We start from the raw sequence: 23,124 nt of genomic DNA, 5'->3' as shown, positions 1-23,124 counted from the left end.
GCGTCGGCGAACAGGGCCGGCATGGTGTGGGTGAGGGCGCGGCGGTTCTCGATGACGTACGACACCCCGGACGGGATGCGCAGGTTGTCCTCGAGCCGAGCCGGCCCGGCGGCGCGACGCCCGGCTGCCCGTGCTGCCCCACGCGGCCACCTGGGTGCCGCCCGACCTGGAGCTGCTGCGGGCCGGGCTGATCGACGCCGCGGCCCTGCACCCGCTCGTCGCCGCCGCGCTGTCGCCCGGGGCCACGGCCACGCCGGCGCCGGCGGTGCCCGCGGGCCGGGAGCGGATCGTCGAGTGCCGGGGCGAACGGCACCGGCTCGGGCTCGCCGGCGGGGTCCTCGTCGCCCTCGACCACGGGCCGGAGCAGCTGCGCCGGGAGGAGCTGCTCGCCGCGCTCGGCGGGCCGCCGCTGCCCTGCCTGCAGGCGATCGACGCGGCGCACCGCCGGCCGGCGTGCCTCGACGACGTCACCGCGCGGCTCGAGCACGGCGACACCGACGGGGCGCTCGCCGCGGTCGAGGCGCTGCTGGGGCCGGGCGCGGTGCTGCGCGACGGCGCGCTGCGCGACGCGCTCGACGCCGCGGTGCGGCGCCGGGTTAGCCACGGCCTGTTCCGCGCGGGGCTGGCCGGCCGCACGCCCCCCGCGCCGCCGCGGGGCGAGCCGCGCCGCCGCGACGACGCCCGCGCGCACCCGCGCAACGCCCTGCGCTGACACCGGCACCACACGCTTCGACCACACCCGCGCAACGCCCTGCGCTGACACCGACACGCGGGGCTGGCCGGCCCCACGCCGCCGCGACGACGCCCGCGCAACGTCCTGCGCTGACACCGACACGCCGGCACCCGACACCCGCTGTTCCCTGAACGTCACGACACAACACCAAAGGTGATGCCGCATGCCTACGCTCGATACCGCCGCCGAACTCCTCGACCTCCTTCGCGACACCGCCACCGAGCCGCGCGCCGACGCGCAGCTCGAGGCGCTCACCCTGGCCGTCGCGGCCGACCTGCCCGTGCTGCTGTGGGGCGAGCCCGGCATCGGCAAGACGGCCGCGCTCAACCAGCTCGCCGAGACGCTCGGCCTCCCGCTCACCACCGTCATCGCCAGCGTGCACGAGCCGTCCGACTTCTCCGGCCTGCCCGTGCTCGGCGACGACCCGGCCGTGCAGGGCGTGCCGATGGCGCCGCCGGACTGGGCCGTCCGGCTGGTCCGGCAGGGGCAGGGCCTGCTGTTCCTCGACGAGCTGTCCACCGCACCGCCGGCCGTGCAGGCCGCCCTGCTGCGGCTGGTGCTGGAGCGGCGGGTCGGGGCGCTGCAGCTGCCGCCCGGGGTGCGCATCGTCGCCGCGGCCAACCCGCGGGCGTCGGCCGCGGACGGGTGGGAGCTCAGCGCGCCGCTGGCCAACCGGTTCGTCCATCTGCAGTGGACCTACGACCACGAGGTGGTGGTGCGCGGGCTCGGCGGGGTCTGGCCGCGGGCCGCACTGCCCACATTGGACCCCCAGCGGCTCCGGCCCGCCGTCGCGCGCGCCCGGCGGGCGGTCTGCGGGCTGCTGTCGGCCCGGCCCACCCTCGTGCACCGGATACCCAGCGCCGAGGCCAACCGCGGCGGGGCGTGGCCGTCGCCGCGCAGCTGGGACATGACGCTGCGGCTGCTCGCGTTCGCCACCGCCGCGGACACCTCCCGGGACGTGCTGTCGATGCTGGTCCGCGGCACGGTCGGCGACGGTCCCGGGCTGGAGCTGCTGGCCAGCCTCGACCGGTTGGACCTGCCCGACCCGGAGGACGTGTTGCAGGACCCGGCCGCGGCGGTACTGCCGGAGCGCGGCGACCTGCGCCAGGCCGTCCTCGACGCCGTCGTCGAGGCGGTGCGCCGCCGGCCGCTGCGGGACCGCTGGGAGGCGGCCTGGGAGCTACTGGCCCGGGCGGCGCAGACCGGCCCGCCGGACCTCGTCGTCGTTCCGGCCTCGACGCTGGCCGCGCTGCGCGAGGACGGCTGGGAGGTGCCGCCCGCCGTCGAGCGGCTCTCCGGCGCCATCACGCTGTCCCGCCGCGCCGACCTCGCGGCGGCCCGATGATGGAGCTGGACATGGAGAAGCTGCTCGCCGCGCGGCTGCGGGCGAGCCGGGTCCGGCCGTACCTCGCCACCGCCCTCTTCGCCCTCCAGCCGGTCGCGTCCGCGCGCGTGCCGACCATGGCCGTGGACCGGCACTGGCGCTGCTACGTCTCGCCCGCGTTCGTCGCCCGGACGCCGCTCGATCAGCTCGCCTCGGTGTGGGTCCATGAGGTCTCCCACCTGCTGCGCGACCACCACGGAAGAAGCGACCGGTACGCGGCCCGCCACGGCGCCGACGGGCCCGGCGAGCGGCTGCGGATGAACATCGCCGCCGACTGCGAGATCAACGACGACGCGTACGGCGAAGGCCTGCCCTCCCCCGAGGGCGCCCTGCACCCCGTCCCGCTCGGCCTGCCCGCCGGCGAGCTCATGGAGGAGTATCTCGGGCGGCTCGGGCTCGGGCGGTACGACCGGGATGTGATGTGGCTCGACTGCGGCAGCGGGGCCGATGGCCTGCACCGCCCCTGGGAGCTCGGGCCGGGAGGGGCCGGGGGCCTCAGCGACCAGGAGCGCGACGCGGTGCGCTTCCGGGTGGCCGAGGGCATCCGGGGCCGCCCGGGCGACGTGCCGCGGGGCTGGCGGCGCTGGGCGCAGGAGGCTTTCCACCCGCCGCAGCCGTGGCGGGAGCTGCTCGGCGCGGCGGTGCGGACCGCGGCGTCGGCGCCGGGCGCGGGCGAGGACTACGTGTACGGGCGCCCGGCCCGGCGCTCGGCGGCACTGCCGGGCGTGGTGCTGCCGAGCCTGCGCCGCCGGCCGCCGCGGGTGTGCGTGGTCGTCGACACGTCGGGCTCGGTGAGCGACGCCGAGCTGGGCAGCGCCCTGCTGGAGGTCGCGGCGATCGGCCGGGCCGTCGGCGGGCGCCGCGACCAGGTCGGCGTGGAGTCCTGCGACGCCGCCGCGCGGACGGTGGTCCCGCTGTGCCGCGGCGAGGGTCTGGAGCTGATCGGCGGGGGCGGCACCGACCTGCGGGAGGGGTTCCAGCGGGCGCTGCGGTCCGCCCCGCGCCCGGACGTGGTGGTGGTCCTGACCGACGGGCAGACGCCGTGGCCGGACCGGCGACCGCCGTGCCGCACCGTGATCGGGCTCTTCCACCGCAACCGCCCCGCGCACCGGGACGACTGGGAGGAGCGCCCGCCGCAGTGGGCCCGGGTCGTCACGATCGGGTCGTGAGGGCGCCCGCAGAGGCGGTCGGGGAGCCGTGCACGGGCTCGGTGACCGCCCGCAGTGGGCCCGGGTCGTCAGGATCTGGTCGTGAGGGCAGCCGCGAGCGCGGCGGCCGGGGCGGTCAGGGAGCCGTGCACGAGCTCGGTGCGGTGGACGAGGCGCGGCGCCACGACCGGCACCCCGCGCAGCGCCGGGGTCAGCGCCGCCGCCGGCAGCAGCGCCAGCCCCGCCCCGGCCGCGACGAGGGCGAGCAGCACCCCGGTGTCGGTGCCGGGATACGCCAGCCCGCCCCGGAACCCGTCCCCGCGCACGAAGGCCCGCAGCTGGGCCGGTGGCGTGGCCGCCTCGGGCGCGTCCAGCCACACCGCGTCGGCGAGATCGGCCAGGGACACCCCGCGCCGCCCGGCGAGCGGATGGCCGGCCGGCAGGGCCACCACGACCGGCCCCTCGGCCACCGCGGTCGCGTCCAGCTGCCCGGTGTCCGGCAGCGCCAGCGGGTCGGAGGGCGCGGTGACCCCGTCGACCAGGCCGAGGTCGAGCCGCCCGGTGGCCACGCCGGTGGCGATCTCGGCCCGCCCGCCGACCCGCACCGTGAACGCGACCCGCGGCATGGCCCGCTGCACCTCGACCAGCCGGCCCGGGTCGAGGCGGGCCAGCGGCGTCGCGCCGAGCACCACGGCGGCCGGCGGCGGGCCGGACAGCCGGGCCACGTCCGCGCGGGCCGCGGCCAGCCGCAGCAGGATCGGCCCGGTGTGCTCCAGCAGCCGGGCGCCGGCGTCGGTGAGCGCGACCGGGCGGCGGCGCAGCAGCGGCGCGCCGACGTCCTGCTCGAGCGCGGCGATCTGCTGGGAGACCGCCGACTGGGTGTAACCGAGCTCGTCGGCGGCGGCGGAGAACGAGCCGAGCCGGGCCACGGCCGCGAAGGTGCGCAGCAGGTGCGGGTCCACGACATCAGTGTTGCTGATGCCGGTACCGCAAACTCTCGTTGGACTGATGCGGGCAGCTCACGGGAGCCTTGAGGGCATGACGACAACCCGAACGGCCCGGGTCGCGCTCGTCGGCGACCGCTCGGCCCACGTGCGCTCGCACACCCGCGTCCCGGGCCTCATCGACGTGCTGCGCGAGCGGTACGGGCTGGGCCTGGACGCGTACTGGATCCCGACCGAGGAGGTGTCCGCCACCTCCGTCGACGCCTTCGACGGTGTGTGGCTGCTGCCCGGGTCGCCGTACCGCGACGAGGCCGGTGCCCTGGCCGCGGCCCGTGCCGCCCGGGAGCACCGGCTCGCCTTCCTCGGTACCTGCGGCGGCTTCCAGCACCTGCTGCTCGAGTTCGCCCGCAACGTGTGCGGCCTGACCGGCGCCGCCCACGCCGAGAGCGACCCCGGCGGGCGGGACCCGCTCATCGTGGCGCTGGCCTGCTCCCTCGTCGGGCACGAGGGCGCGGTCAACCTGGCCCGGGGCAGCCTGGCCGAGCGCATCTTCGGCGTGGAGCGCGCGCTCGAGCGCTACCACTGCGGCTACGGCCTCGAGCACGCCTACCTGCCGGTGCTGGAGGCCCACGGGCTGCGCTTCACCGGGCACGACGACGACGGCGAGGTCCGGGTGGCGGAGCTGGACGGCCACCCGTTCATGCTCGGCACGCTGTTCCAGCCGGAGCTGGCCGGCGACGGCACCCGCTGCCACCCGGTGATCCGCGCCTTCGCCGAGGCCGCCGTGGCGGTCGGCGCGACCCGCGCGGCCGCCGACGGGTCATGAGCTGTCAGGCGTCGATAAGGGTCGCGCCGGGCGGCGGGCCCGGATGCAGCCCCAGCAAAGCGCGGTCGTGGCCGGGACCGCCGGGCAGCCGGCCTGGATGCTGCTTCATCGCCCGCCGAGCAGCCCCAGCAGGGCGCGGTCGTGCCCGGGCGGGGCGACGAGCGCGATCCCGGCCGGCGGCGCCGCGCCCGTCGGCACCGACACGCTCGGCAGGCCGAACGCGCTGGCCGGCACCGCGCAGCGCAGCGTCTCCCGGCGCCAGGCGTCGCGCCCGGCCGGGCTCAGCTCGCGCGGATGGCCGGGCCCACCGGCCGGCAGCACCAGCCACGCGTCCCCGCCCAGCCGGTCGAGCAGCTCGGCCCGCCAGGCCGCGATCCGCGCCCGCGCCGCGTCCTCCTCGGCCGGCGACACGTGGGCACCGAAGCGGAACCGGCCCTCGACGTCGGCGCCCAGGGCCCGCGGGTGGGCCTCGATCCAGGCGCCGTGGCCCCGCCACGCCTCGGCCGCCTGCACCTGGCGGAACGCCAGCAGCAGCGGGTCCGGGTCGTCCCACGTGGGCAGGGACGCCTCGGCGACGGGGAGGCCGAACTCGGCGGCCTGTGCCGCGGTACCACCGATGGCGAGCAGGCGGGACGGCGGACCTTGCGGGCCCGGCGGCAGCAGCACGTCGCCCACCGCGGCCAGGGTTTGCGCGTCGCGGGTGATCCACCCGACGGCGTCGAACGAGGGGGCCAGCGGCAGCACACCCTCGACCGGCACCGCCCCGTGCGTCGGGCGCAGGCCGAACAGTCCGCAGCAGGAGGCCGGCACCCGGATCGAGCCGCCGGTGTCGGTGCCGAGGCCGATGTCGGCGTGCCCGGTCGCCACGGCCGAGGCGGGGCCGCTGGAGGAGCCGCCGGTGACCAGGCCGGGCGCGGCCGGGTTGGGCGGCGTGCCGTAGTGCGGGTTGGTGCCGGAGAGCGAGTAGCCCAGCTCGTCGGTGTGCGCGATGCCCTGCACGACCGCGCCCGCGGCCCGCAGCCGGGCCACCACCGGCGCGTCCTCGGCCGCCGGCAGCGCCGCGGCGAGCCACTGCGGGTTGCCGCCGCCGACCGCGAAGCCGGTGACCGCGAAGAGGTCCTTGACCGCGAGCCGCATCCCGTCCAGCGGGCCGTGGCCGGTGGCCGGCGCCAGCGGCATGCCCTTGACCCGCCACACCGTGGGGTCAGCTGTCACGCGAGAAGGGTACGCCCAACCAGGTCGGCGCGCCGGGCCACGCGGCGTGGACATCCTAGGATCCTAGGTGGAATACTCCGGGCCCGGACGCGGTTGACCATGATTCGTGAGTGAACTCCCGCTTTCCGTGCTCGATGTCGCCCCGGTCTCGGTCAACGGCTCCCCCGGCGAGGCGCTGCGGTACACCACCGAGCTGGCCCGCCGCGTCGAGGCGCTCGGGTACGGCCGGTTCTGGGTCGCCGAGCACCACAACATGCCGGCCATCGCCAGCTCGTCGCCGGCCGTCCTGATCGCCCACCTGGCCGCGGCCACCTCCACCATCCGGGTCGGCTCCGGCGGGGTGATGCTGCCCAACCACGCCCCGCTGGTCGTGGCCGAGCAGTTCGGCACCCTGGAGGCGCTGCACCCGGGCCGCATCGACCTCGGCATCGGCCGCGCACCCGGCACGGACCAGTACACGGCCCTCGCCCTGCGCCGCACGATGGAGGGCCTGTCGGCGGAGCACTTCCCCGAGGAGCTGCAGGACCTGATCGCGTACTTCGAGGGAGCGGCGCGCATCCTCGCCTCCCCCGGCAAGGGCGACAAGCCCGACGTGTGGCTGCTCGGCTCCAGCGGCTTCAGCGCCCAGCTGGCCGGCACGCTCGGCCTGCCCTTCGCGTTCGCGCACCACTTCAGCGCCCAGAACACGCTGCCGGCCCTGGCCCTCTACCGCTCCCACTTCCGCCCGTCGCAATGGCTCGCCGAGCCCTACGCGATGGTCGCGGTGAGCGCGGTCGCGGCCGAGACCGACGAGGAGGCCGAGTTCCTGTCCGGCCCGAGCGCCCTGTCGTTCCTGCGCCTGCGCTCCGGCCGCCCCGAGCCGCTCGCCACGCCGGAGCAGGCGGCGGCGTACCCGTACAGCGACCGCGAGCGCGAGTTCGTCCTGTCCCGGCGCGAGGGCCAGGCCCTGGGCTCCCCGGCCACGGTCCGCAAGCAGCTGGGCGAGCTGCTGGAGGCGACCCGGGCCGACGAGTTCATGCTCACCTGCATGGTGTACGACATCGAGGCCCGCGCCCGCTCCTTCGAGCTGATCCGCACCGAGGTCGCCCCGGCGCTGCTGCGGCCGTCGCGCTAGTTTTCTTCACATTACGGCGACATGCCCGATGGCATCCCCCGCCGGTTTGGGCGAAGATGGCGGGCGATCTTGCGTCGACATTGGGGGCCGAGTGAACAAGACCTGGGTGCGGCTGCGACCGGTGCTGGACGGCGACCTGGCGATGTTCCGCCGCTTCGCCACCGAGCCGGGCCTGGCCGGCGCGTCCTGGACCGGTTACCAGGAGCCGAACGGCCCGGCCCGGCGCTTCGCCAACGACGGCTACCTCGGCGCCGAGGACGGCCGCCTGATGGTCGAGGCCGACGAGACCGCCGCCGGCTTCGTCAACTGGTTCGCGATCGGCTCGGGCATGGCGCAGTACTGGGGCATCGGCATCGTGCTGCTGCCGGAGTGGCGCGGCCGGGGCGTGGGCTGGCGCGCGCAGACCCTGCTGTGCGACTACCTCTTCGCGAGCACCCCGGCGCAGCGCATCGAGGCCCGCATCCAGCCGGAGAACATTCCCGAGCAGAAGGCCCTGGAGAAGGTCGGCTTCCTGAGCGAGGGCATCCTGCGCTCCGCGGAGTTCCGCGACGGCGGCTGGCGCGACGTGCTCATCTACGGCCGCATCCGCGGCGACCGCTGAGCCACCCGGCGCCGGGACGGGCCGCTCAGGCGGCGGGCCGCAGCCGGGCCAGGGCGCGCAGGGCGGGCCGGTCAGGCGCCAGGACGGAGCTGGGCCAAGGCGCGCAGGGCGTCGGTGTTCGGCGACAACGGCCGGCGCGGCCGCATCCGCGGCGACCGCTGAGCCGCCCGGCGCCAGGGCGAACCGGTCAGGCGGCGGGGCGGAGCTGGGCCAGGGCGCGCAGGGCGTCGGTCAGGGAGATCGGGCGGTCGTTCTCCTCGGCGGCGACCCCGATCTCGATGTACTCCCGCATGAGCGCCGACGGCTTGACGCCCTTGGCCTTGGCGATGGCGGCGATGCGCTCGGCCAGCGAGGTGGGCAGCCGGGTCGAGTAGACCGCCATCACCTCGGCGTCGGGTTTCGGGGGCAGGGCGGGGGCGGGCGCGGCGCGGTCGAAGACGAAGCCGCCCGCGGCGACCGCGGCGACCATCTCGTCCATCTGGCGTTCGGTCAGTGGCTCGCTGCTCATGACGCTGTCCCCTCCCACTGCTCGAACTCGGCGAGCTCCTCGGCGCCCATCTGCCGCGCGCCGATGATGCCCCACTCGAGTTCTCCCTGGTGCTTGACGATCACGATCAGTGGTCGTCCAGCGGCCGTGCGGGCCCACACGCTCAGCGCCGGGATGCCGAGGGCGTGGCCCGGGATCGGGCGGCGCCGCTCGGCGCCGAGCGCCTGGAGGACCTCGTCGGCCGTGATGCCGACGAGTGCCGCCAGGGTCGCCGGCCACCAGCGGTAGGGCATGCCCCCAATGTACTACGCCCGTCCTACACGGCCGACCCCCAGCGGCCATACCGGCAGGTCACGCGTCCGGGTGCGCCTCGAGGATCGTCTCCACGATCTCGGCGGGCGAGGGCTCGACCGACACCACGGTCGCCCCCTCGCCGGGCTCCGGCGGCTCCAGGGCGGCGAACTGGCTGTCGAGCATCTCCACGCGCATGAAGTGGCCGTGGCGGGCCGCGAGCCGGCGCGCGATCAGCTCGCGGGAGCCCTCGAGGAACACGATGCGCACCTGCGGGCGGCCCTGGCGGAGCCGGTCGCGGTACGCGCGCTTCAGGCCCGAGCACGACACGACGCCGGGCTCGCCGGCCGCCGCGCGCTCGTCGATCCAGCGCCCGATCGCGGCGAGCCAGGGAGCCCGGTCGGCGTCGGTGAGCGGGACGCCGGCGGCCATCTTGTCCACGTTGGCGGCGGGGTGGAAGTCGTCGGCCTCGGCATAGGGCCAGCCGAGCCGGCCGGCCAGCATCGCGCCCACGGTCGTCTTGCCGGTCCCGGCCACACCCATGACGATGAAGACCGGCGGCGCGTCTGGCATGGCCACACGGTACAACGGGCGCGCGTCTACGGCGGTTCGGCCGCGGCGGTGTCGATGGGCGGCAGCGGTACCGCACCCAGCGCCTCGGCCAGCAGCTCCAGCAGCCACAGGTCGCGCCGGTAGCCGGACGCCCCGGAGCGGCGCACCGCGACCAGTCCCTCGGCGCCCCCGCGGATGCGCACGTCGCGCCAGGCCGCCGGGTCCGGCGGCAGCGCGGCCAGGGCGGCGACCCCGGCCGGCGGGGCGCCCGCGTCGACCACGAACACGCCGGCCGAGCCGCCCAGCGCCTGGATGTCGGCGACCGCGGCCCGCACCCACGTGACCACCACGCCGCCGGTCGCCCGGACCTCCACCTGCCGGCCGGCCCGCACGCCGGTCAGCCGGACCCGAACGTCCTCCTCGACCCGCGCCAGCCCTTCCACCAGCTCACGATCCCGCGCCGGGCGGGCCGAGGCCACGCAGCCCGCACCACAAGATCCGTGGTGCGGGCACCAGTGACCTACCGGTCGGCGAGGTACAGCAGCACGGCCCCGACCCGGCGGTGGGTCTCGCCCTCCTCGGCCAGGCCGAGCTTGGCGAAGATCGAGTTGATGTGCCGCTCGACCGCGCGGACGGTCACGAAGAGCCGCTCGGCGATCGTCGCGTTGTTCGCGCCGGTGGCCATCTCGGACAGCACCTGGCGCTCGCGGGCGGTCAGGTGGCGCAGCGCCGAGCCGGCCGGGCGGCTGCGCGCGATGAGCATCGACTCGACGATCCGCGGGTCGATGACCGACCCGCCGCCGGCCACCGCCCGCACCGCGTCGGCGAGCTGGCCGGGCTGGGCGACGCGCTCCTTGAGCAGGTACGCGCGGCCCGCCACGCCGTCCTGCAGCAGCGCGGTGGAGTGCGCCGGGTCGTCGTACTGGCTGAGCACCACCACGCCGACCCCGGGATGGCCGGCCCGCAGCGCGAGGGCCGCCCGCACCCCCTCGTCGGTGTTGGTCGGCGGCATGCAGATGTCGGTGACCACCACATCCGGACGTAACAGCTCCACAGTGGACAAAAGCTCGTCGTGGTCGGCGGCCAGTCCGATTACCGACAGGTCTGGCTGATCACTGAGCAGTGCCCGCACACCCTCCCGCACGAGCAGACTGTCATCGGCCACCACGACCCGGATCTCCATGGGTCCGTAACCTACCCGGGGGAAGCGCGTGACACAGCGCCCTGAGGTCGACGTCGCGCTCCTGCTGCGGCTGGAGCACGCCGTCGCCGAGATCCTTGCCGCCCCGCACTCGGACGGCCTCGCGCTGGCCGCGATCGGCCAGGCCCTCGGCTGGCAGGCCGGCACCCTGTGGCAGGTCCACGACGACCGGCTGCACTGCTCGGCCACCTGGGCCGCGCCCGGCTTCGACGGCGGCCCGTTCGAGGCCGCCACCCGCGGGCTGGCCCTGTCCCGCGGCGAGGGCCTGCCCGGCGCCGTCTGGCACAGCCGCGAGCCGGCCTGGGTGCGCGAGTTCGGCCGCGAGGCATCCTTCCCGCGCGCACACGCCGCCGCGCGCGCCGGCCTGGAGGCGGCCTTCTGCTTCCCGCTGCTGTCGGCCGGCGACGCCGTCGAGGGCATCGTCGAGTTCTTCACCGGCCGGCTCGACGACCCGCCGGCCGAGCTGCTGGGCACGGCCCGCAGCCTGGGCCGGCGCATCGGGGGCGCCCTGGAGCGGGCCCGCGCGGCCGACGCGGTGGGCCGCAGCGAGGCCCGGCTGCGCGCGGTGCTGGACTCGGCCCTGGACTGCGTGGTCATCGCCGACGCCGACGGCATGGTGCTCGAGTTCAACCCGGCGGCCTGCCGGACCTTCGGCTACGCGCGGCACGAGGCGGTCGGCCGCGAGCTGGCCGAGCTGATCATCCCGCCGCAGCTGCGCGACACGCATCGCGAGGGCCTGCGACGGTACCTCCACACGCACCACCCCCGCGTGCTCGACCAGCGCGTGGAGACCACCGGCATGCGCAGCGACGGCACGCAGTTCCCGGTCGAGCTCACCATCACCCGCGTCCTGGGCGGCGGCGCGCCCGTCTTCAGCGGCTACCTGCGCGACCTCAGCGCCCAGCACGCCGCCGACGAGGAGCTGCGGGCGTCGCGCCGGCGCACCATGGAGGCCGCGGCCGTCGAGCGGCAGCGGCTGGAGCGCGACCTGCACGACGGCGCCCAGCAGCGCCTCGTCGGCCTGGGCCTGACCCTGGCCCGCGCCCGCACGGCCCTGCCCGACGAGCCGGCCCGCGCCTCGGCCATCCTCGACGACGCGATCGCCGCCCTGGAGGAGGCCGCGATCGAGCTGCGCAACCTGGCTCGGGGCATCCACCCGAGCAGCCTGACCCGCTACGGCCTCGACGCGGCCCTGGCCGACCTGGGCCGCCGCGCGCCGGTGGAGCTGCGGGTGGCGCCCTGGCAGCAGCGGCGCTTCCCGGCGGCGGTGGAGGCGGCGGCGTACTTCGTCGTCAGCGAGGCCCTCACCAACGTGGCCCGCTACGCCGGCACCGACGTGGCCGAGGTGAGCCTGGCCGTCGAGGACGGCGTGCTGGTCATCGCGATCGCCGACGCGGGCGGCGGCGGCGCGGACGCGCGGCTGGGCACGGGCCTGCGCGGGCTGGCCGACCGCGTGGCGATGCTGGACGGCTCGCTGGAGGTGCACAGCCCCGCCGGCCAGGGCACCGTCGTGCGGGCGCGCATCCCGGTGTAGTGACAGCACCACATCGGGGTTCGCTGCGTGCCCCGGCGACTCTTGGTGCGCACGCCCTGCGCCGGCGCGCGCGGTTCATGAAGACTCTGCATCGTCCCCGCCGGCCGGCGGGGACAACCGATGAAGGGGGAGGAATGAGCCGTGAACTGCGCCAGGGCAGCATCTTCGACGCGCTGGGCGGGTCCGACGCGATAGCCGCGGCGGTCGACGGCCTCTACGAGCGGCTGCTGGCCGACCCGCGCACCGCCGGGTACTTCGAGGGCGTGGACCTGCGCCGCCTGAACCGCCACCTGCGCGTGTTCCTGACCGTCGCCCTCGGCGGCCCGGAGATCTACCACGGCCGGGACCTGCGCTCGGCCCACGCCCCGCTGGGCATCACGCCGCAGGCCTGGGACGCGACCGTGGCCCACCTGCTGGCCGTGCTGGCCGAACTGGACGTCGCCGCGGACCTGGTGGACCGCGTCGTGGCCAAGATCGCCCCGCTGCGCGTCCTGATCGTCACGGCGCCGTGACGGCCTGCGGCCCGTCGAACCGGCGCGCCCCCAGCACCGCGGACATCGGCAGCGGCGCGTACAGGTGCGGGAAGCCGTCCTCCCACCTGAGCGCGCCCCCGAACCCGGACTCGTCCACCGCCACCACGACGAGCTCGCCCGCGCCGGCGAAGAACCGCGTCGCCGTGCGGCTCACCTGCTCGGCGGTGGAGAGGTGGACGTAGCCGTCGGCGAGATCGAGCGGCGACCCGTCGAACACCCCGGCCGCCTCGAACGCGTCCCACTCGGCCGGCAGCAGGATCTTGTAGATCGTCACAGCCGTACTGTGCCAGGTTTCACCCGAGGTGGGTGCCCTCCGCCTCACCCTCCCACGCCATAGCGTCCCCGCCGATGAAGACGAGGGCATGGCAGTGCGTCGCGGGCGCGGCGCTGGTGGTAGGCACCCTGAGCGCCGCCGAGGCGGCCCGGCAGCCGGACCCGCCGCCGATGGTCGAGCGCTCCAGCACCACCACCATCGACCCGGGCGGGCCGGGCTCGGGCGGGCCGGACCCGGCCCAGCCGGGCGGCGAGGTGCTGTACGCGATCGCCGCCTCCGGCCTGCTGTCGTTCGGCGGCATCGTCCTGGTCGGCGGCGTCATCGGCCTGGGCGGCCTGCGCGTCCCGGGCGGCGTGTCGATGACGGTGGCCCGTTCCCGCCTCTGGTACCGCTCGGTGCGCCGCATCGGCGGCCACCGCGCCCCGTAGCTTCCCCGTGCGCTCGAGTCGTTGCAGGACACGGATTCGGGGCTGCGCGCGGGCGCTGGTCCGTCCCCGAGTGCGGCTGGTCGAGTGCCTCGGCGACGGAACTGATCAGTAACGCGTCCACCGGCGCCTCGACGACCCGCCGCCGGGGGCGGCGCTGCCTCAGACGAGGACGCCCAGCGCGGTGATGCCGACGTCGCCGTTGCAGGGCTGGATGGGGACCGGCCGCAGGACGACCGGGCTCTGGTCGCCGGGGACTCGGATGTCGGCCTCATAGGGGTCCAGGTACATGCCGGTCGGGCAGCCCACGGGGTCCAGCATCTGGCTCCACAGCACCGAGAACGCCACGTACTCGCCGGGCTTGACGGCGTACACCGTCGGCGGGTCCAGGTCGAATCTGGTGACCTTCTGCTCGCGGCGGGCCGTGTGGTCCGCGGGGCAGTCCGGCTTGCCGGACCAGCCGTCGACGCAGATCAGGTCGACGCCGACCATGGTGAGCTCGGGCCAGCCGGTCAGGGTGCAGGCGGTCCGCGCGTGGCTGGTCAGCCGGATGTTGACGGCCCACGCCCAGCGGGTGTCGACCCTCGGCGGGTGACTCACCCGATCCTGCGCGGTGGCGGCGAGGTCGGCCGCCCGGCACGTGCGGGCCGGCGTGGCGGATGGCGCAGGGGGCGGCGCCGACGCCGTGGTCGCGGCGACGGGCACCGCCGGGGCCGACGGGACCGGCAGGAGCGGCGGGGACTGCGCGGGCATCGGGGACACCCGGCCGGGGCCGCAGGCGGTCAGGCCGACGAGCGACGCGGCGAGGAGGACTCGCCGGATCCAACCGATCACGGCGGTTGACGGTAGCGGCATCCGGGCCGCCTGCCGCCGGGGGCGAGCCGCGTTCACGCGATGTTCAGCCGGCCTTGCCCGGCGCCGCTACTCGAAGAGCGAGCCCCGCCCGCCGCCCTCGCGGCGGCGGGCCAGGCGGCGCAGTTCCACCACGATCGAGTCGACCAGGGCGGTGGCGGCCAGGACGAACAGGAGGACGGCGAGCACGGTGAAGCCGGCGGCCAGGGCCAGGGCGCCGAGCCCGGCGCAGGTGACGAGGCCGAAGACGGCCAGGACGAGACGGAGGTTCAGGGCGCTGTACGGGTGGCCCACGGTGCCGCGGGCGCCCCGGGGCTGGGCGCGCATCGCGATCATCCTTTCAACGTGGTGATCCTGTCCTTGAGGATCGTGGTGGCGATGGCGGCCTTGTGGGGCTGGCCGCGCAGGAACGACTCGGCGAAGTGGACGGCCTGCTGGTAGGTGACCTTGGCCGGCATGGGGGGCTCGTTGGCGTCGACGGCGACGTCGAGCAGGGCCGGGCCGTCGTACGCCAGGGCCTCGCGCAGGGCGCCGGGCAGGTCGGCGGGGTCGGTGACCTTGGCGCCGTGGCCGCCGCAGCCGCGGGCCCACGACGCGTAGTCCGGGGCCGGGTCGCCGAAGCGGACGCCGTACTCCGGGAAGCCCAGCACCATCTGCTCCCAGACGATCATGCCCAGGGCGTTGTTGTTGCTCACGACGACCTTGACCGGCAGGCCGTAGCGGGCCGCGGTGTGGAACTCGGCCATGAGCATGGCGAAGCCGCCGTCGCCGACGAAGGCGATGCACTGGCGGCCGGGGTACTCGTGCTGCAGCGCGATCGCGTAGGGCAGGCCGGGGGCCATGGTGGCCAGGGTGCCGGAGAGGTAGAACTCGCGCCGGCCGGTGATCTGCCAGTGCCGGGCGGCCCAGGTGGCGACGGTGCCCGAGTCGCAGCACAGGATGGCGTCGGGGGCGGCCAGGCGGTCCAGCTGCGCGGCCAGGAACTGCGGGGCGATCGGGGTGCGGTCGGCGTTCTCCAGGGCGGCCATGCGTCCGCGCCAGTCGCGCATCTTCTCCTGGTACTTGCGCAGGTGGCGGCGGTCCTCGCGGCGGGTCAGGCGGGGCAGCAGGGACTCCAGCGTGGCCGCGGCGTCGCCGACCAGGGGGACGTCCGTCGGGATGCGCGTGCCGGCCCGGGTCGGCTCGGCGTCGATCTGCACGACGTGGGCGCGGCCGGGCTCGGGGAGGAACTTGGTGTACGGGAAGTTCGTGCCCACCATGAGCAGCGCGTCGCAGTCGGCCATGAGGTCCTCGCTGGGCGCGGTGCCAAGCAGGCCGAGGCCGCCGAGGGCGAAGGGCGAGTCGTCCGGCACCACCATCTTGCCCAGCAGCGACTTCACCACGGGCGCGCCGAGGACGTCGGCGGTGAGCTCGACCAGGGCGCCGGCCTTGCGGGCGCCGATGCCGGCCAGGATGGCGGGGCGCTCGGCCACGTTGAGCAGGTCGGCGGCGGCCTGCAGGTCGTCGTCGGCCGGGCGGACCGGGGACGGGACCCACACCGGCTTGGTGGCCGGCTCGCGGACCGGGCCGATCTCCTCGTACGGGTTGTCGCCGGCCTCGGCGACCTGCACGTCGTTGGGCACGGTCAGGTGGGCCACGCCGCGGCGGGCCAGGGCCGTGCGCACCGCGATGTCGACCAGCGCCGGGACCTGGGCCGGGTTGACGATCGACTCGTTGTACTCGGCGACGTCCGCGAAGAGCCGGTCCAGGTGTACCTCCTGTTGATAGCCGGTGCCGAGGACGCCGGACTCCTGCATGCCGGTGATCGCGAGCACCGGGGCGTGGTCGAGCTTGGCGTCGTAGAGGCCGTTGGCGAGGTGGATGCCGCCGGGGCCCGAGGTGGCCAGGCAGACGCCCAGCCGGCCGGTGGCCTTCGCGTGGGCGACGGCCATGAACGCGGCCGCCTCCTCGTGGTGCACGAGGACGAAGCGCACCCGGTCCGCGTTGCGGCGCAGCCCCTCCATCAACCCGTTGATGCCGTCGCCGGGCAGGCCGAACACGGTGTCGACCCCCCAGGCGGCCAGTCGCGAGATCATCGCCTCGCCCACAGTCTGCTTCGCCATACCTTCCGCCTTGCCGCATCCGAGACGTCCAAACCTCCGGCCGTTGATCCGGTAGCGTGCTGCCCCATGGGACTGCTCGACCGGCTGCGCGGCAACCCGCAGGACCGCTTCGCCCGCCGCGTGCTCACCGCGATCCGCGACGCCGGCGTGGCCCAGGCGCGGTACATGCCGGAGCAGTTCGCGATCGAGGTGCGACGGGACTCCACGTCCGACTCGCCGGGCATCACGTACCTCGGCAACCTCTACCGCGAGTGCGCCCGCGCGGGGCGGGCCGAGCGCCGGGAGCGCATCGCCGCGTTCCTCGCCGCCGTGATCTTCAACCCGGGCGCGCCGCGCACGTGGGAGGAGGTCGCCCCGCTGCTGCGGCCGCTGCTGCGCACGGTCACGTTCGGCGCCGGGGTGGACGGGCAGGCGGCCGTGCCGGTGCGCCGCCCCGCCTGGCCCTACCTCGCCGAGTTCGTGGTCGTCGACCAGCCCACCTCGATCATGTACGTCACGACGCGGCAGGTGCAGGAGTGGGGCGTCACCGAGCCCACCGTGTACGACCGGGCCCGGCGCAACATGGCCGAACTGGCCAAGCGCACCGCCGACGACGGCGACGGGCCCGCGCCCGGGCCGCGCACGCTCGTGCGGATGGTCGAGTCCGGCGACGCGTACTGGGCCTCGCACCTCTTCGTCGACGGCTGGCTGGCCGCCCAGCGCTCCAGGGTGGGCGGGCCGCCGCTGCTGTTCGTGCCGGACACCACCGGCGTGCTGCTCGTGGGGCGCGGCGCGCAGGACTCCCCGGACTCCCTCGGGAAGGTCTTCGAGCTGGCCGAGACCGAGTACCGGGAGGCCGCCCGGCCGATCTCACCGATGGCGTTCACCGTCGACGACGCCGGGGCCGTGGTGGCGTACCTCGCTCCGCCCGGCGACCCGATGTACGAGACCACGCACCGCGCCCTGGTGCTGGCGGCGTCGTCGGAGTACGCGGCGCAGGCCCAGCACCTGCGCTCCGAGGCGTTCGTGGGCGCCTGCACGGTCGCGCAGCGCACCGACGGCTCGGTGTTCTCGGTGGCCACCTGGGGCGAGGGGGTCGACACGCTGCTCCCGCGGGCCGACTTCGTGGCCTTCGCGGCCGCCGACGCCGAGACGTTCTTCGTGGCCTGGGACGACATGGCCCGCGAGGTCGACCTGGAGCCGGAGCCCGGGGTGGAGCCGGAGCGCTTCCGGCTGCGCGCGTGGCCCCACCCGGGCGTGGTCGAGCGGCTGCGACGGGTCGCGACGCACCCCTGAGCCGCGGCCGCATTTTCCAGGAGCCGCGCGCCCGGTGTCGTTGACCAGGCGGTCAGGCCGTGTACGCGGCGGCGCCGGTGGCGTCGATGTCCTGGCCGCTCAGCCAGCGGGCGCCGGACGAGGCCACCAGGGCGACGATGTCGGCGACGTCGCCGGGCTGCCCGAGGCGGCCGAACGGGGACATCTGCTCGGTGTGCTGGCGGGCCTGCGGGTCGGCCAGCCACTCGGCGTTCACCTCGGTGTCGATGACGCCCGGGGAGACCGAGTTGACCGTCACGCCCAGGCGGGCGACGGCGGGGTCCTGGGCCAGGGTCATCGAGAACGTGTCGAGGGCGCCCTTGGTCATCGAGTACGCGATGATCCCAGGCATCGCGACCCGGGTGACGCCCGAGGAGATGTTGACGATGCGGCCGCCCTCGCGCAGGCGGGACAGGCCGTGGCGGACGATGAAGAACGGCGCGCGGACGTTGACCGCGAAGACCCGGTCGAACTCCTCGGGCGTGACCTCCTGCAGGCCGCCCGAGCGGGCGATGCCGGCGTTGTTGACGATGACGTCGACGCCGGGCTCGGCGCCGATCGCCGCCAGGCCGGCGTCGAAGGCCTCCCACAGGCGCTCGGCGTCGCCGGGGTCGCCCAGCGGCACGCCGAGGGTGAACGCCCGGCCGCCGGCCGACTCGATCAGGGCGACCGTCTCCTCGGCCGCCGCCGTGTTGGTGCCGTAGTGCACGGCGACGAGGGCTCCGTCGGCGGCCAGCCGTCGCGCGATGGCCCGGCCGATGCCCCGGCTGGCGCCGGTGACGAGTGCTGTGCGCATGCTCGCTCCTTTTCGTAGTACCCACTATGAAAATAAACTAGCTTTCGTAGTGAGCGCTATAGAATCGGGTTGTGGCACAGGCGACACGCGGGCGGCCCCGCGGCTTCGACCGGGAGACCGTCCTGGAGCGGGCGATGCTGGCGTTCTGGGAGCACGGGTACGAGGCGACGTCCATCGCCGAGCTGACCGCGGCGATGGGCATCACGCCGCCGTCGCTGTACTCGGCGTTCGGGGACAAGAAGGGGCTGTTCCGGGCCGCCGTGCGGCACTACCAGGAGACGGTGGGAGGCGAGCCGTTGCGGGCCGTGGCCGCCGACGCGGACGCGCGGGAGTGGATCCGGGGGCTGCTGCTGGGGGTGGCGCGGGCCTACACCGAACCATCGCGGCCGCGGGGGTGCCTGGTGATCAGCGCGGCGACCAACTGCACGGCGGACTCGGCGGACATCGAGGCGGAGCTGCGGGCGCTGCGGGAGGTGAACGTGGCGGAGCTGACGCGGCGGCTCTCGGCGGGGGGCGTGGCGGGGGCGGCCGGGTTCGCGCGGTACCTGGCGGCGGTGGTGCAGGGGATGTCGCAGCAGGCGCGGGACGGGGCGACGCGCGAGGATCTGGAGCTCATCGCGCAGGCGGCCCTGCGCGCCTGGCCGGCGTGAACGGGCTCATGCCCGAAAGGTCGGTGAACGCGAGTTTTCGGGCATGCCGCAAAACACGAGCACCGCCCGGCAGCGAGCCTGCCGGGCGGTGCTGTCGCTTGGGTGCCGGGTCAGTTGCCGCCGATGTTCAGGCCGCCGGTCGGGTCGGTCTGGATGTCGAGGATGTCGACCACGAACCGGAGGTCGCCGGCGGGCGCGCCCTGCTGCTGCGGGGTGTCGCCATACCCCTCCCTGGCCGGGATGTCCAGGATGACCCGGCTGCCGACCTTCAGGCCGACCAGGCCGCGGTCCCAGCCCTCGATGACCTGCTGCTGCCCATTGGACTCCAGCATGCCGACGGCCACCGGGAACGTCTGCTTGCGGGTCCAGGACGCGTCGAAGACCTTGCCGTCCTTGTAGGTGGCGCCGACGTAGTTGACCACGACGGTGTCGCCGGGCTTGACGGTCTTGCAGTTGCCCTGGATGAGGACCTTGACGTCACGCACGCCGACGCGCTTGTCGCCGCCGGGCTCGACCGTCGGCTCGTCGGCGAGGCGCTTGTCGAAGCCGCCCAGCATCGGCGGGAAGCTCTGCTGGTCGGGCTTCTTGCACTCGGTCTTCTTCTGCTCGGCGCGGTTGCCGAAGTAGTACACGCCGGCGAACGCACCGCCGATGGCGAGCAGGACGATGAGCCCGCCGGCGATCGCCTGGCCGACGCGGCGGCGGCGGGCGGCCTTGTTGGCGGCGACCCGCGCGGCGGCGCGCTTCCCGGCCTTGGACAGCGGCGGCGGCGTCTTGCTCTTGGCCTTGGCCTCGTCGCCGTTGTCCTCATCGCCGTCGTCCGGCTCGCCGGACGCCTCGTCCGCATCGTCCGGCGACGCGGCGTCCGCATCGGCCTCGGCGACCGGCGAGGACTCCTGCTCGGCCGACGGCTCCTCGACCACGGGCTCCTCGCGCTCGGTCGACTCCTCCGGCGCAGCCTCCGCCTTCGGCGAGGTGGCCTTGGTCGACCTTGCTGCCGGGCGGCGGTTCCTGCCCCGATCGCTCACGTTCGTCGACTCCCCTGGTGGACGGCCCTGTTACGAAGACGGACCTGAGATTCGTTCGCGCAGAGCTTCCCATACCACACGCCGATCGGCACGCACGGGGTGCGGGACGATATGGCCTAAGGTCGGTCGTATGGGCAACGCTACGGGCGTCGAGATTACCGGATCATTCGGCGACCGCTTCGCCGAGATCCTCACCGGGGAAGCTCTGAGTTTCCTGGCAGAGCTGCACCGGGGGTTCGACGGGCGGCGGCTGGAGCTGCTCGCCCTGCGCAAGGAGCGCGAGGCCGCGCTCGCCGCCGGCGGGCTGCTCGGCTTCCTGCCCGAGACGCGCGACGTGCGGGAGGCCGACTGGCGGGTGGCCGAGCCAGCACCCGGCCTGCAGGACCGGCGGGTGGAGATCACCGGGCCGACCGACGCGAAGATGACGATCAACGCGCTCAACTCCGGGGCCAAGGTGTGGCTGGCCGACCACGAGGACGCCAACACGCCGCTGTGGCGCAACGTGGTGGAGGGGCAGCTCAACCTGCGCGACGCGATCGCGGGCTCGCTGTCCTACACCTCGCCGGAGGGCAAGGAGTACCGGCTGGGCGACGGCCCCCGGCCGACCATCGTGATGCGCCCGCGCGGCTGGCACCTGCCGGAGAAGCACATCCTGGTCGACGGGGCGCCGACGTCGGGCTCGCTGACCGACTTCGGGCTGTACTTCTTCCACAACCACCTCGCCACCCGGCCGTACTTCTACCTGCCGAAGATGGAGTCCCACCTCGAGGCCAGGCTCTGGAACGACGTGTTCGCCTTCGCCGAGGAGCGCTTCGGCCGCCCGGGCGGCACGATCCGGGCCACGGTGCTCATCGAGACGTTCCCGGCCGCCTTCGAGATGGAGGAGATCCTCTACGAGCTGCGCGAGCACTCCGCCGGGCTCAACGCCGGACGGTGGGACTACATGTTCAGCGTCATCAAGAAGTTCCGCACCCGCGGCCGGGACTTCCTGCTGCCGGACCGCAACTCGGTGACGATGACGGTGCCGTTCATGCGCGCCTACACCGAGCTGCTGGTGCAGACCTGCCACAAGCGGGGCGCGCACGCGATCGGCGGGATGGCGGCGTTCATCCCGAGCCGGCGCGACCCCGAGGTGAACCGGGTCGCGCTGGAGAAGGTGGGCGCGGACAAGCGGCGGGAGGCGGGCGACGGCTTCGACGGGTCGTGGGTGGCCCACCCCGACCTGGTGCCGGTCTGCCGGGAGATCTTCGATGGCGTCCTGCGGGACCGGCCCAACCAGCTCGACCGGCTCCGCGAGGACGTCTCGGTCACCGAGGCCGACCTGCTCGCCGTGGGCGCGACGCCGGGGCGGCGAACGCAGGAGGGGCTGCGCAACGCGGTCAGCGTCGGCGTGCAGTACCTCGCCGCCTGGCTCGAGGGCACCGGCGCGGTGGCGATCCACAACATGATGGAGGACGCGGCGACCGCCGAGATCTCCCGCTCGCAGGTCTGGCAGTGGCTGCACAACGACGTCACGCTCGACGATACTGGTGAGAGGGTCACCCGGGAGCTGGTCGAGCGGATCGCGGACGAGGAGCTGGCCAGGCTGGACGGGGACCTCGGCGCCGCCCGCGAACTGTTCATGGAGGTGGCCGTGGCCGACGATTTTGTGGACTTCCTGACGATTCCGGCGTACGAACGTATGCCATGACCGTCGATGCGCTCGCCGCGGCGGTGCGGGAGGTGCTGGGTCCGGACCAGATCATCACGGACCGGGCCCGGCTGCGCACGTACGAGTGCGACGGCCTGACCCACTACCGGGTCGTGCCGGGCATCGTGCTGCTGCCCCGCACCGCCGCGCAGTGCGCCGCCGTGGTGCGCGCCTGCGTCGCGCAGGGGGTGCCCTTCGTGGCCCGCGGCTCCGGCACCGGGCTGTCCGGCGGGGCGCTGCCGCACGCCGACGGGGCGCTCATCGTGACCTCCCAGCTGCGCGGCATCGTCGAGGTGGCGCCGCAGGACGAGCGGGCCGTGCTCGAGCCCGGCGTCATCAACCTGCAGGTGAGCCGGGCGGCCAACCCGCACGGGTACTACTACGCGCCCGACCCCTCCAGCCAGCAGATCTGCTCGATCGGCGGGAACGTGGCCGAGAACTCCGGCGGGGCGCACTGCCTGAAGTACGGCTTCACGGCCAACCACGTCACCGGGCTGCAGATCGTCACCCCGGACGGGGACCTGGTCCGGCTGGGCGGGCGGGCGCCGGACGCCCCCGGCTACGACCTGCTCGGCGCGTTCGTCGGCTCCGAGGGCACGCTGGGCATCGCGACCGAGGTGACGGTACGGCTGGTGCGCCTGCCGGAGACCGTGCGCACCCTGCTCGCCGCGTTCGCCGGCCCCGACGAGGCCGGCGCGGCCACCTCGGCCATCATCGCCGCCGGGGTGGTGCCCGCCGCCGTGGAGATGATGGACGCCCTGGCCATCGAGGCGGCCGAGGCGGCGGTGCACTGCGGCTACCCCGCGGGGGCCGGCGCGGTGCTCATCGTCGAGCTCGACGGGCCAGCCGCCGAGGTCGACGCCCAGTTCGCCGCGGTCGAGCAGTTCTGCCGCCGGCACGGGGCCTTCGAGATCCGCATCGCCGCCGACGACGCCGAGCGGGCGCTGTTCTGGAAGGGCCGCAAGTCGGCGTTCGCCGCGGTCGGGCGCATCTCCCCCGACTACATCGTGCAGGACGGGGTCATCCCCCGCACCGCGCTGCCGCAGGTGCTCACGCGCATCGGCGAGCTGGCCCGCGAGCACGGCGTGCGGGTGGCCAACGTCTTTCACGCCGGCGACGGCAACCTGCACCCGCTGGTGCTGTTCGACGAGGCGGTCGCGGGCCAGGCCGAGCGGGCCGAGGCGGTGTCCGGGGCGATCCTCGACATCTGTGTGGAGCACGGCGGCTCCATCACCGGCGAGCACGGGGTCGGGGTCGACAAGGCCAAGCATCTTCCGCGGATGTACTCCGAGGATGACCTCGACACCATGCAGCTGCTCCGCTGCGCGTTCGACCCCCGAGGCCTGTCCAACCCGGGCAAGGTGTTCCCGACGCCGCGGCTGTGCGGCGAGGTGCCCGGCCGGCGCAAGGGCCCAAACCCCTGGCACGAAGCAGGCGTGGAGGTGTTCTGA

26 protein-coding genes and 1 pseudogene are annotated in these 23,124 nt (G+C 75.0%); 13 read left to right on the top strand and 14 right to left on the bottom strand.

Annotated elements, in window-relative coordinates:
* Positions 1-65 (bottom strand): hypothetical protein (locus AB0M46_RS37170; protein ID WP_363344042.1); only part of this gene is annotated, 65 nt, incomplete at its 3' end.
* A 47-nt stretch (positions 66-112) separates the two neighbouring features.
* Between AB0M46_RS37170 and AB0M46_RS37165 the strand changes: the two are divergent.
* The 3 genes and pseudogenes from AB0M46_RS37165 to AB0M46_RS37155 all read left to right on the top strand — a co-directional run.
* A pseudogene (locus AB0M46_RS37165) lies at positions 113-712 on the top strand (hypothetical protein); the annotation flags it as partial.
* A gap of 184 nt (positions 713-896) precedes the next feature.
* A complete protein-coding gene (locus tag AB0M46_RS37160; RefSeq protein ID WP_363344039.1) occupies positions 897-2,078 on the top strand; it encodes an AAA family ATPase in 1,182 nt (393 codons plus the stop codon).
* A gap of 11 nt (positions 2,079-2,089) precedes the next feature.
* Positions 2,090-3,286: a VWA-like domain-containing protein gene (locus AB0M46_RS37155; protein WP_363344037.1), complete on the top strand. Its 1,197-nt coding sequence runs from the start codon at positions 2,090-2,092 to the stop codon at positions 3,284-3,286.
* 68 nt (positions 3,287-3,354) lie between these two features.
* Here AB0M46_RS37155 and AB0M46_RS37150 read toward each other — a convergent pair whose 3' ends face one another.
* Positions 3,355-4,227: a LysR family transcriptional regulator gene (locus tag AB0M46_RS37150; RefSeq protein ID WP_363344035.1), complete on the bottom strand. Its 873-nt coding sequence runs from the start codon at positions 4,225-4,227 to the stop codon at positions 3,355-3,357.
* Positions 4,228-4,303: 76 nt separating this feature from the next.
* Between AB0M46_RS37150 and AB0M46_RS37145 the strand changes: the two genes are divergently transcribed.
* On the top strand, positions 4,304-5,035 hold the full coding sequence (locus AB0M46_RS37145) for a hypothetical protein (RefSeq protein WP_363344033.1): 732 nt from the start codon (positions 4,304-4,306) through the stop codon (positions 5,033-5,035).
* A gap of 105 nt (positions 5,036-5,140) precedes the next feature.
* Here AB0M46_RS37145 and AB0M46_RS37140 read toward each other — a convergent pair whose 3' ends face one another.
* The gene (locus AB0M46_RS37140) at positions 5,141-6,250 is read right to left on the bottom strand and encodes an amidase family protein (protein ID WP_363344031.1); all 1,110 of its coding nucleotides are present in this window, start codon (positions 6,248-6,250) and stop codon (positions 5,141-5,143) included.
* A gap of 106 nt (positions 6,251-6,356) precedes the next feature.
* On the opposite strand from AB0M46_RS37140, the gene AB0M46_RS37135 reads away from it, so the two are divergent.
* Positions 6,357-7,364, top strand: a complete 1,008-nt coding sequence (locus AB0M46_RS37135; protein ID WP_363344029.1) for an LLM class flavin-dependent oxidoreductase — start codon at positions 6,357-6,359, stop codon at positions 7,362-7,364.
* A gap of 91 nt (positions 7,365-7,455) precedes the next feature.
* Positions 7,456-7,965 carry a GNAT family N-acetyltransferase gene (locus AB0M46_RS37130; RefSeq protein ID WP_363344027.1) on the top strand — a complete coding sequence of 170 codons (510 nt, stop codon included), beginning with the start codon at positions 7,456-7,458 and terminating at the stop codon, positions 7,963-7,965.
* Between the two features lie 187 nt (positions 7,966-8,152).
* On the opposite strand, the gene AB0M46_RS37125 is transcribed toward AB0M46_RS37130, so the two are convergent.
* The 5 genes from AB0M46_RS37125 to AB0M46_RS37105 form a co-directional block, all read right to left on the bottom strand.
* Positions 8,153-8,473 carry a hypothetical protein gene (locus tag AB0M46_RS37125; RefSeq protein WP_344621075.1) on the bottom strand — a complete coding sequence of 107 codons (321 nt, stop codon included), beginning with the start codon at positions 8,471-8,473 and terminating at the stop codon, positions 8,153-8,155.
* A complete protein-coding gene (locus AB0M46_RS37120; RefSeq protein ID WP_363344025.1) occupies positions 8,470-8,745 on the bottom strand; it encodes a hypothetical protein in 276 nt (91 codons plus the stop codon). Before AB0M46_RS37120 ends, AB0M46_RS37125 begins: the two co-directional genes overlap by 4 nt.
* A 58-nt stretch (positions 8,746-8,803) precedes the next feature.
* Positions 8,804-9,316 carry a gluconokinase gene (locus tag AB0M46_RS37115; protein WP_363344023.1) on the bottom strand — a complete coding sequence of 171 codons (513 nt, stop codon included), beginning with the start codon at positions 9,314-9,316 and terminating at the stop codon, positions 8,804-8,806.
* 26 nt (positions 9,317-9,342) lie between these two features.
* Positions 9,343-9,738, bottom strand: coding sequence for a hypothetical protein (locus AB0M46_RS37110; RefSeq protein WP_363344021.1), 396 nt, complete (start codon positions 9,736-9,738; stop codon positions 9,343-9,345).
* Between the two features lie 77 nt (positions 9,739-9,815).
* A complete protein-coding gene (locus tag AB0M46_RS37105; protein WP_363344019.1) occupies positions 9,816-10,478 on the bottom strand; it encodes a response regulator transcription factor in 663 nt (220 codons plus the stop codon).
* 28 nt (positions 10,479-10,506) lie between these two features.
* Between AB0M46_RS37105 and AB0M46_RS37100 the strand changes: the two genes are divergently transcribed.
* Positions 10,507-12,030 carry a PAS domain S-box protein gene (locus AB0M46_RS37100; protein WP_363344017.1) on the top strand — a complete coding sequence of 508 codons (1,524 nt, stop codon included), beginning with the start codon at positions 10,507-10,509 and terminating at the stop codon, positions 12,028-12,030.
* Positions 12,031-12,164: 134 nt separating this feature from the next.
* Positions 12,165-12,542, top strand: a complete 378-nt coding sequence (locus AB0M46_RS37095) for a group 1 truncated hemoglobin (protein ID WP_363344015.1) — start codon at positions 12,165-12,167, stop codon at positions 12,540-12,542.
* Here AB0M46_RS37095 and AB0M46_RS37090 read toward each other — a convergent pair.
* Positions 12,529-12,837 (bottom strand): DUF952 domain-containing protein, encoded by a 309-nt coding sequence (locus AB0M46_RS37090; protein WP_363344013.1) that lies wholly within the window; start codon positions 12,835-12,837, stop codon positions 12,529-12,531. The two genes, AB0M46_RS37095 and AB0M46_RS37090, sit on opposite strands and share 14 nt — an antisense overlap.
* A 74-nt stretch (positions 12,838-12,911) precedes the next feature.
* Between AB0M46_RS37090 and AB0M46_RS37085 the strand changes: the two genes are divergently transcribed.
* Positions 12,912-13,265 (top strand): hypothetical protein, encoded by a 354-nt coding sequence (locus AB0M46_RS37085; RefSeq protein ID WP_363344011.1) that lies wholly within the window; start codon positions 12,912-12,914, stop codon positions 13,263-13,265.
* 159 nt (positions 13,266-13,424) lie between these two features.
* On the opposite strand, the gene AB0M46_RS37080 is transcribed toward AB0M46_RS37085, so the two are convergent.
* From AB0M46_RS37080 to AB0M46_RS37070, 3 genes are all read right to left on the bottom strand, one after another.
* A complete protein-coding gene (locus AB0M46_RS37080) occupies positions 13,425-14,096 on the bottom strand; it encodes a hypothetical protein (RefSeq protein ID WP_363344009.1) in 672 nt (223 codons plus the stop codon).
* 87 nt (positions 14,097-14,183) lie between these two features.
* Positions 14,184-14,441 (bottom strand): hypothetical protein, encoded by a 258-nt coding sequence (locus AB0M46_RS37075; RefSeq protein WP_363344007.1) that lies wholly within the window; start codon positions 14,439-14,441, stop codon positions 14,184-14,186.
* 5 nt (positions 14,442-14,446) lie between these two features.
* Complete coding sequence (locus tag AB0M46_RS37070; protein WP_363344005.1) at positions 14,447-16,216, bottom strand: thiamine pyrophosphate-dependent enzyme; 1,770 nt, start codon at positions 16,214-16,216, stop codon at positions 14,447-14,449.
* Positions 16,217-16,282: 66 nt separating this feature from the next.
* On the opposite strand from AB0M46_RS37070, the gene AB0M46_RS37065 reads away from it, so the two are divergent.
* The gene (locus AB0M46_RS37065) at positions 16,283-17,491 is read left to right on the top strand and encodes a hypothetical protein (protein WP_363344003.1); all 1,209 of its coding nucleotides are present in this window, start codon (positions 16,283-16,285) and stop codon (positions 17,489-17,491) included.
* Positions 17,492-17,543: 52 nt separating this feature from the next.
* Here the strand turns inward: AB0M46_RS37065 and AB0M46_RS37060 are convergent, their stop codons facing one another.
* Positions 17,544-18,305: an SDR family oxidoreductase gene (locus AB0M46_RS37060; protein ID WP_363344001.1), complete on the bottom strand. Its 762-nt coding sequence runs from the start codon at positions 18,303-18,305 to the stop codon at positions 17,544-17,546.
* Positions 18,306-18,376: 71 nt separating this feature from the next.
* On the opposite strand from AB0M46_RS37060, the gene AB0M46_RS37055 reads away from it, so the two are divergent.
* The gene (locus AB0M46_RS37055; RefSeq protein WP_363343999.1) at positions 18,377-18,955 is read left to right on the top strand and encodes a TetR/AcrR family transcriptional regulator; all 579 of its coding nucleotides are present in this window, start codon (positions 18,377-18,379) and stop codon (positions 18,953-18,955) included.
* A gap of 110 nt (positions 18,956-19,065) precedes the next feature.
* Here the strand turns inward: AB0M46_RS37055 and AB0M46_RS37050 are convergent, their stop codons facing one another.
* Positions 19,066-19,983: an FKBP-type peptidyl-prolyl cis-trans isomerase gene (locus AB0M46_RS37050; protein ID WP_363343997.1), complete on the bottom strand. Its 918-nt coding sequence runs from the start codon at positions 19,981-19,983 to the stop codon at positions 19,066-19,068.
* Between the two features lie 130 nt (positions 19,984-20,113).
* Between AB0M46_RS37050 and aceB the strand changes: the two genes are divergently transcribed.
* Together aceB and AB0M46_RS37040 are read left to right on the top strand one after the other, a co-directional pair.
* Entirely contained in the window at positions 20,114-21,673 is a 1,560-nt protein-coding gene (gene aceB, locus AB0M46_RS37045; protein WP_363343995.1) for a malate synthase A, read from the top strand.
* Positions 21,670-23,124, top strand: a complete 1,455-nt coding sequence (locus tag AB0M46_RS37040; RefSeq protein ID WP_363343993.1) for an FAD-linked oxidase C-terminal domain-containing protein — start codon at positions 21,670-21,672, stop codon at positions 23,122-23,124. Before aceB ends, AB0M46_RS37040 begins: the two co-directional genes overlap by 4 nt.

Source organism: Dactylosporangium sp. NPDC051485, from assembly GCF_040682015.1.
In the GTDB taxonomy this organism is placed as follows: domain Bacteria; phylum Actinomycetota; class Actinomycetes; order Mycobacteriales; family Micromonosporaceae; genus Dactylosporangium.
This window is presented reverse-complemented; position numbering and strand designations above follow the sequence as displayed.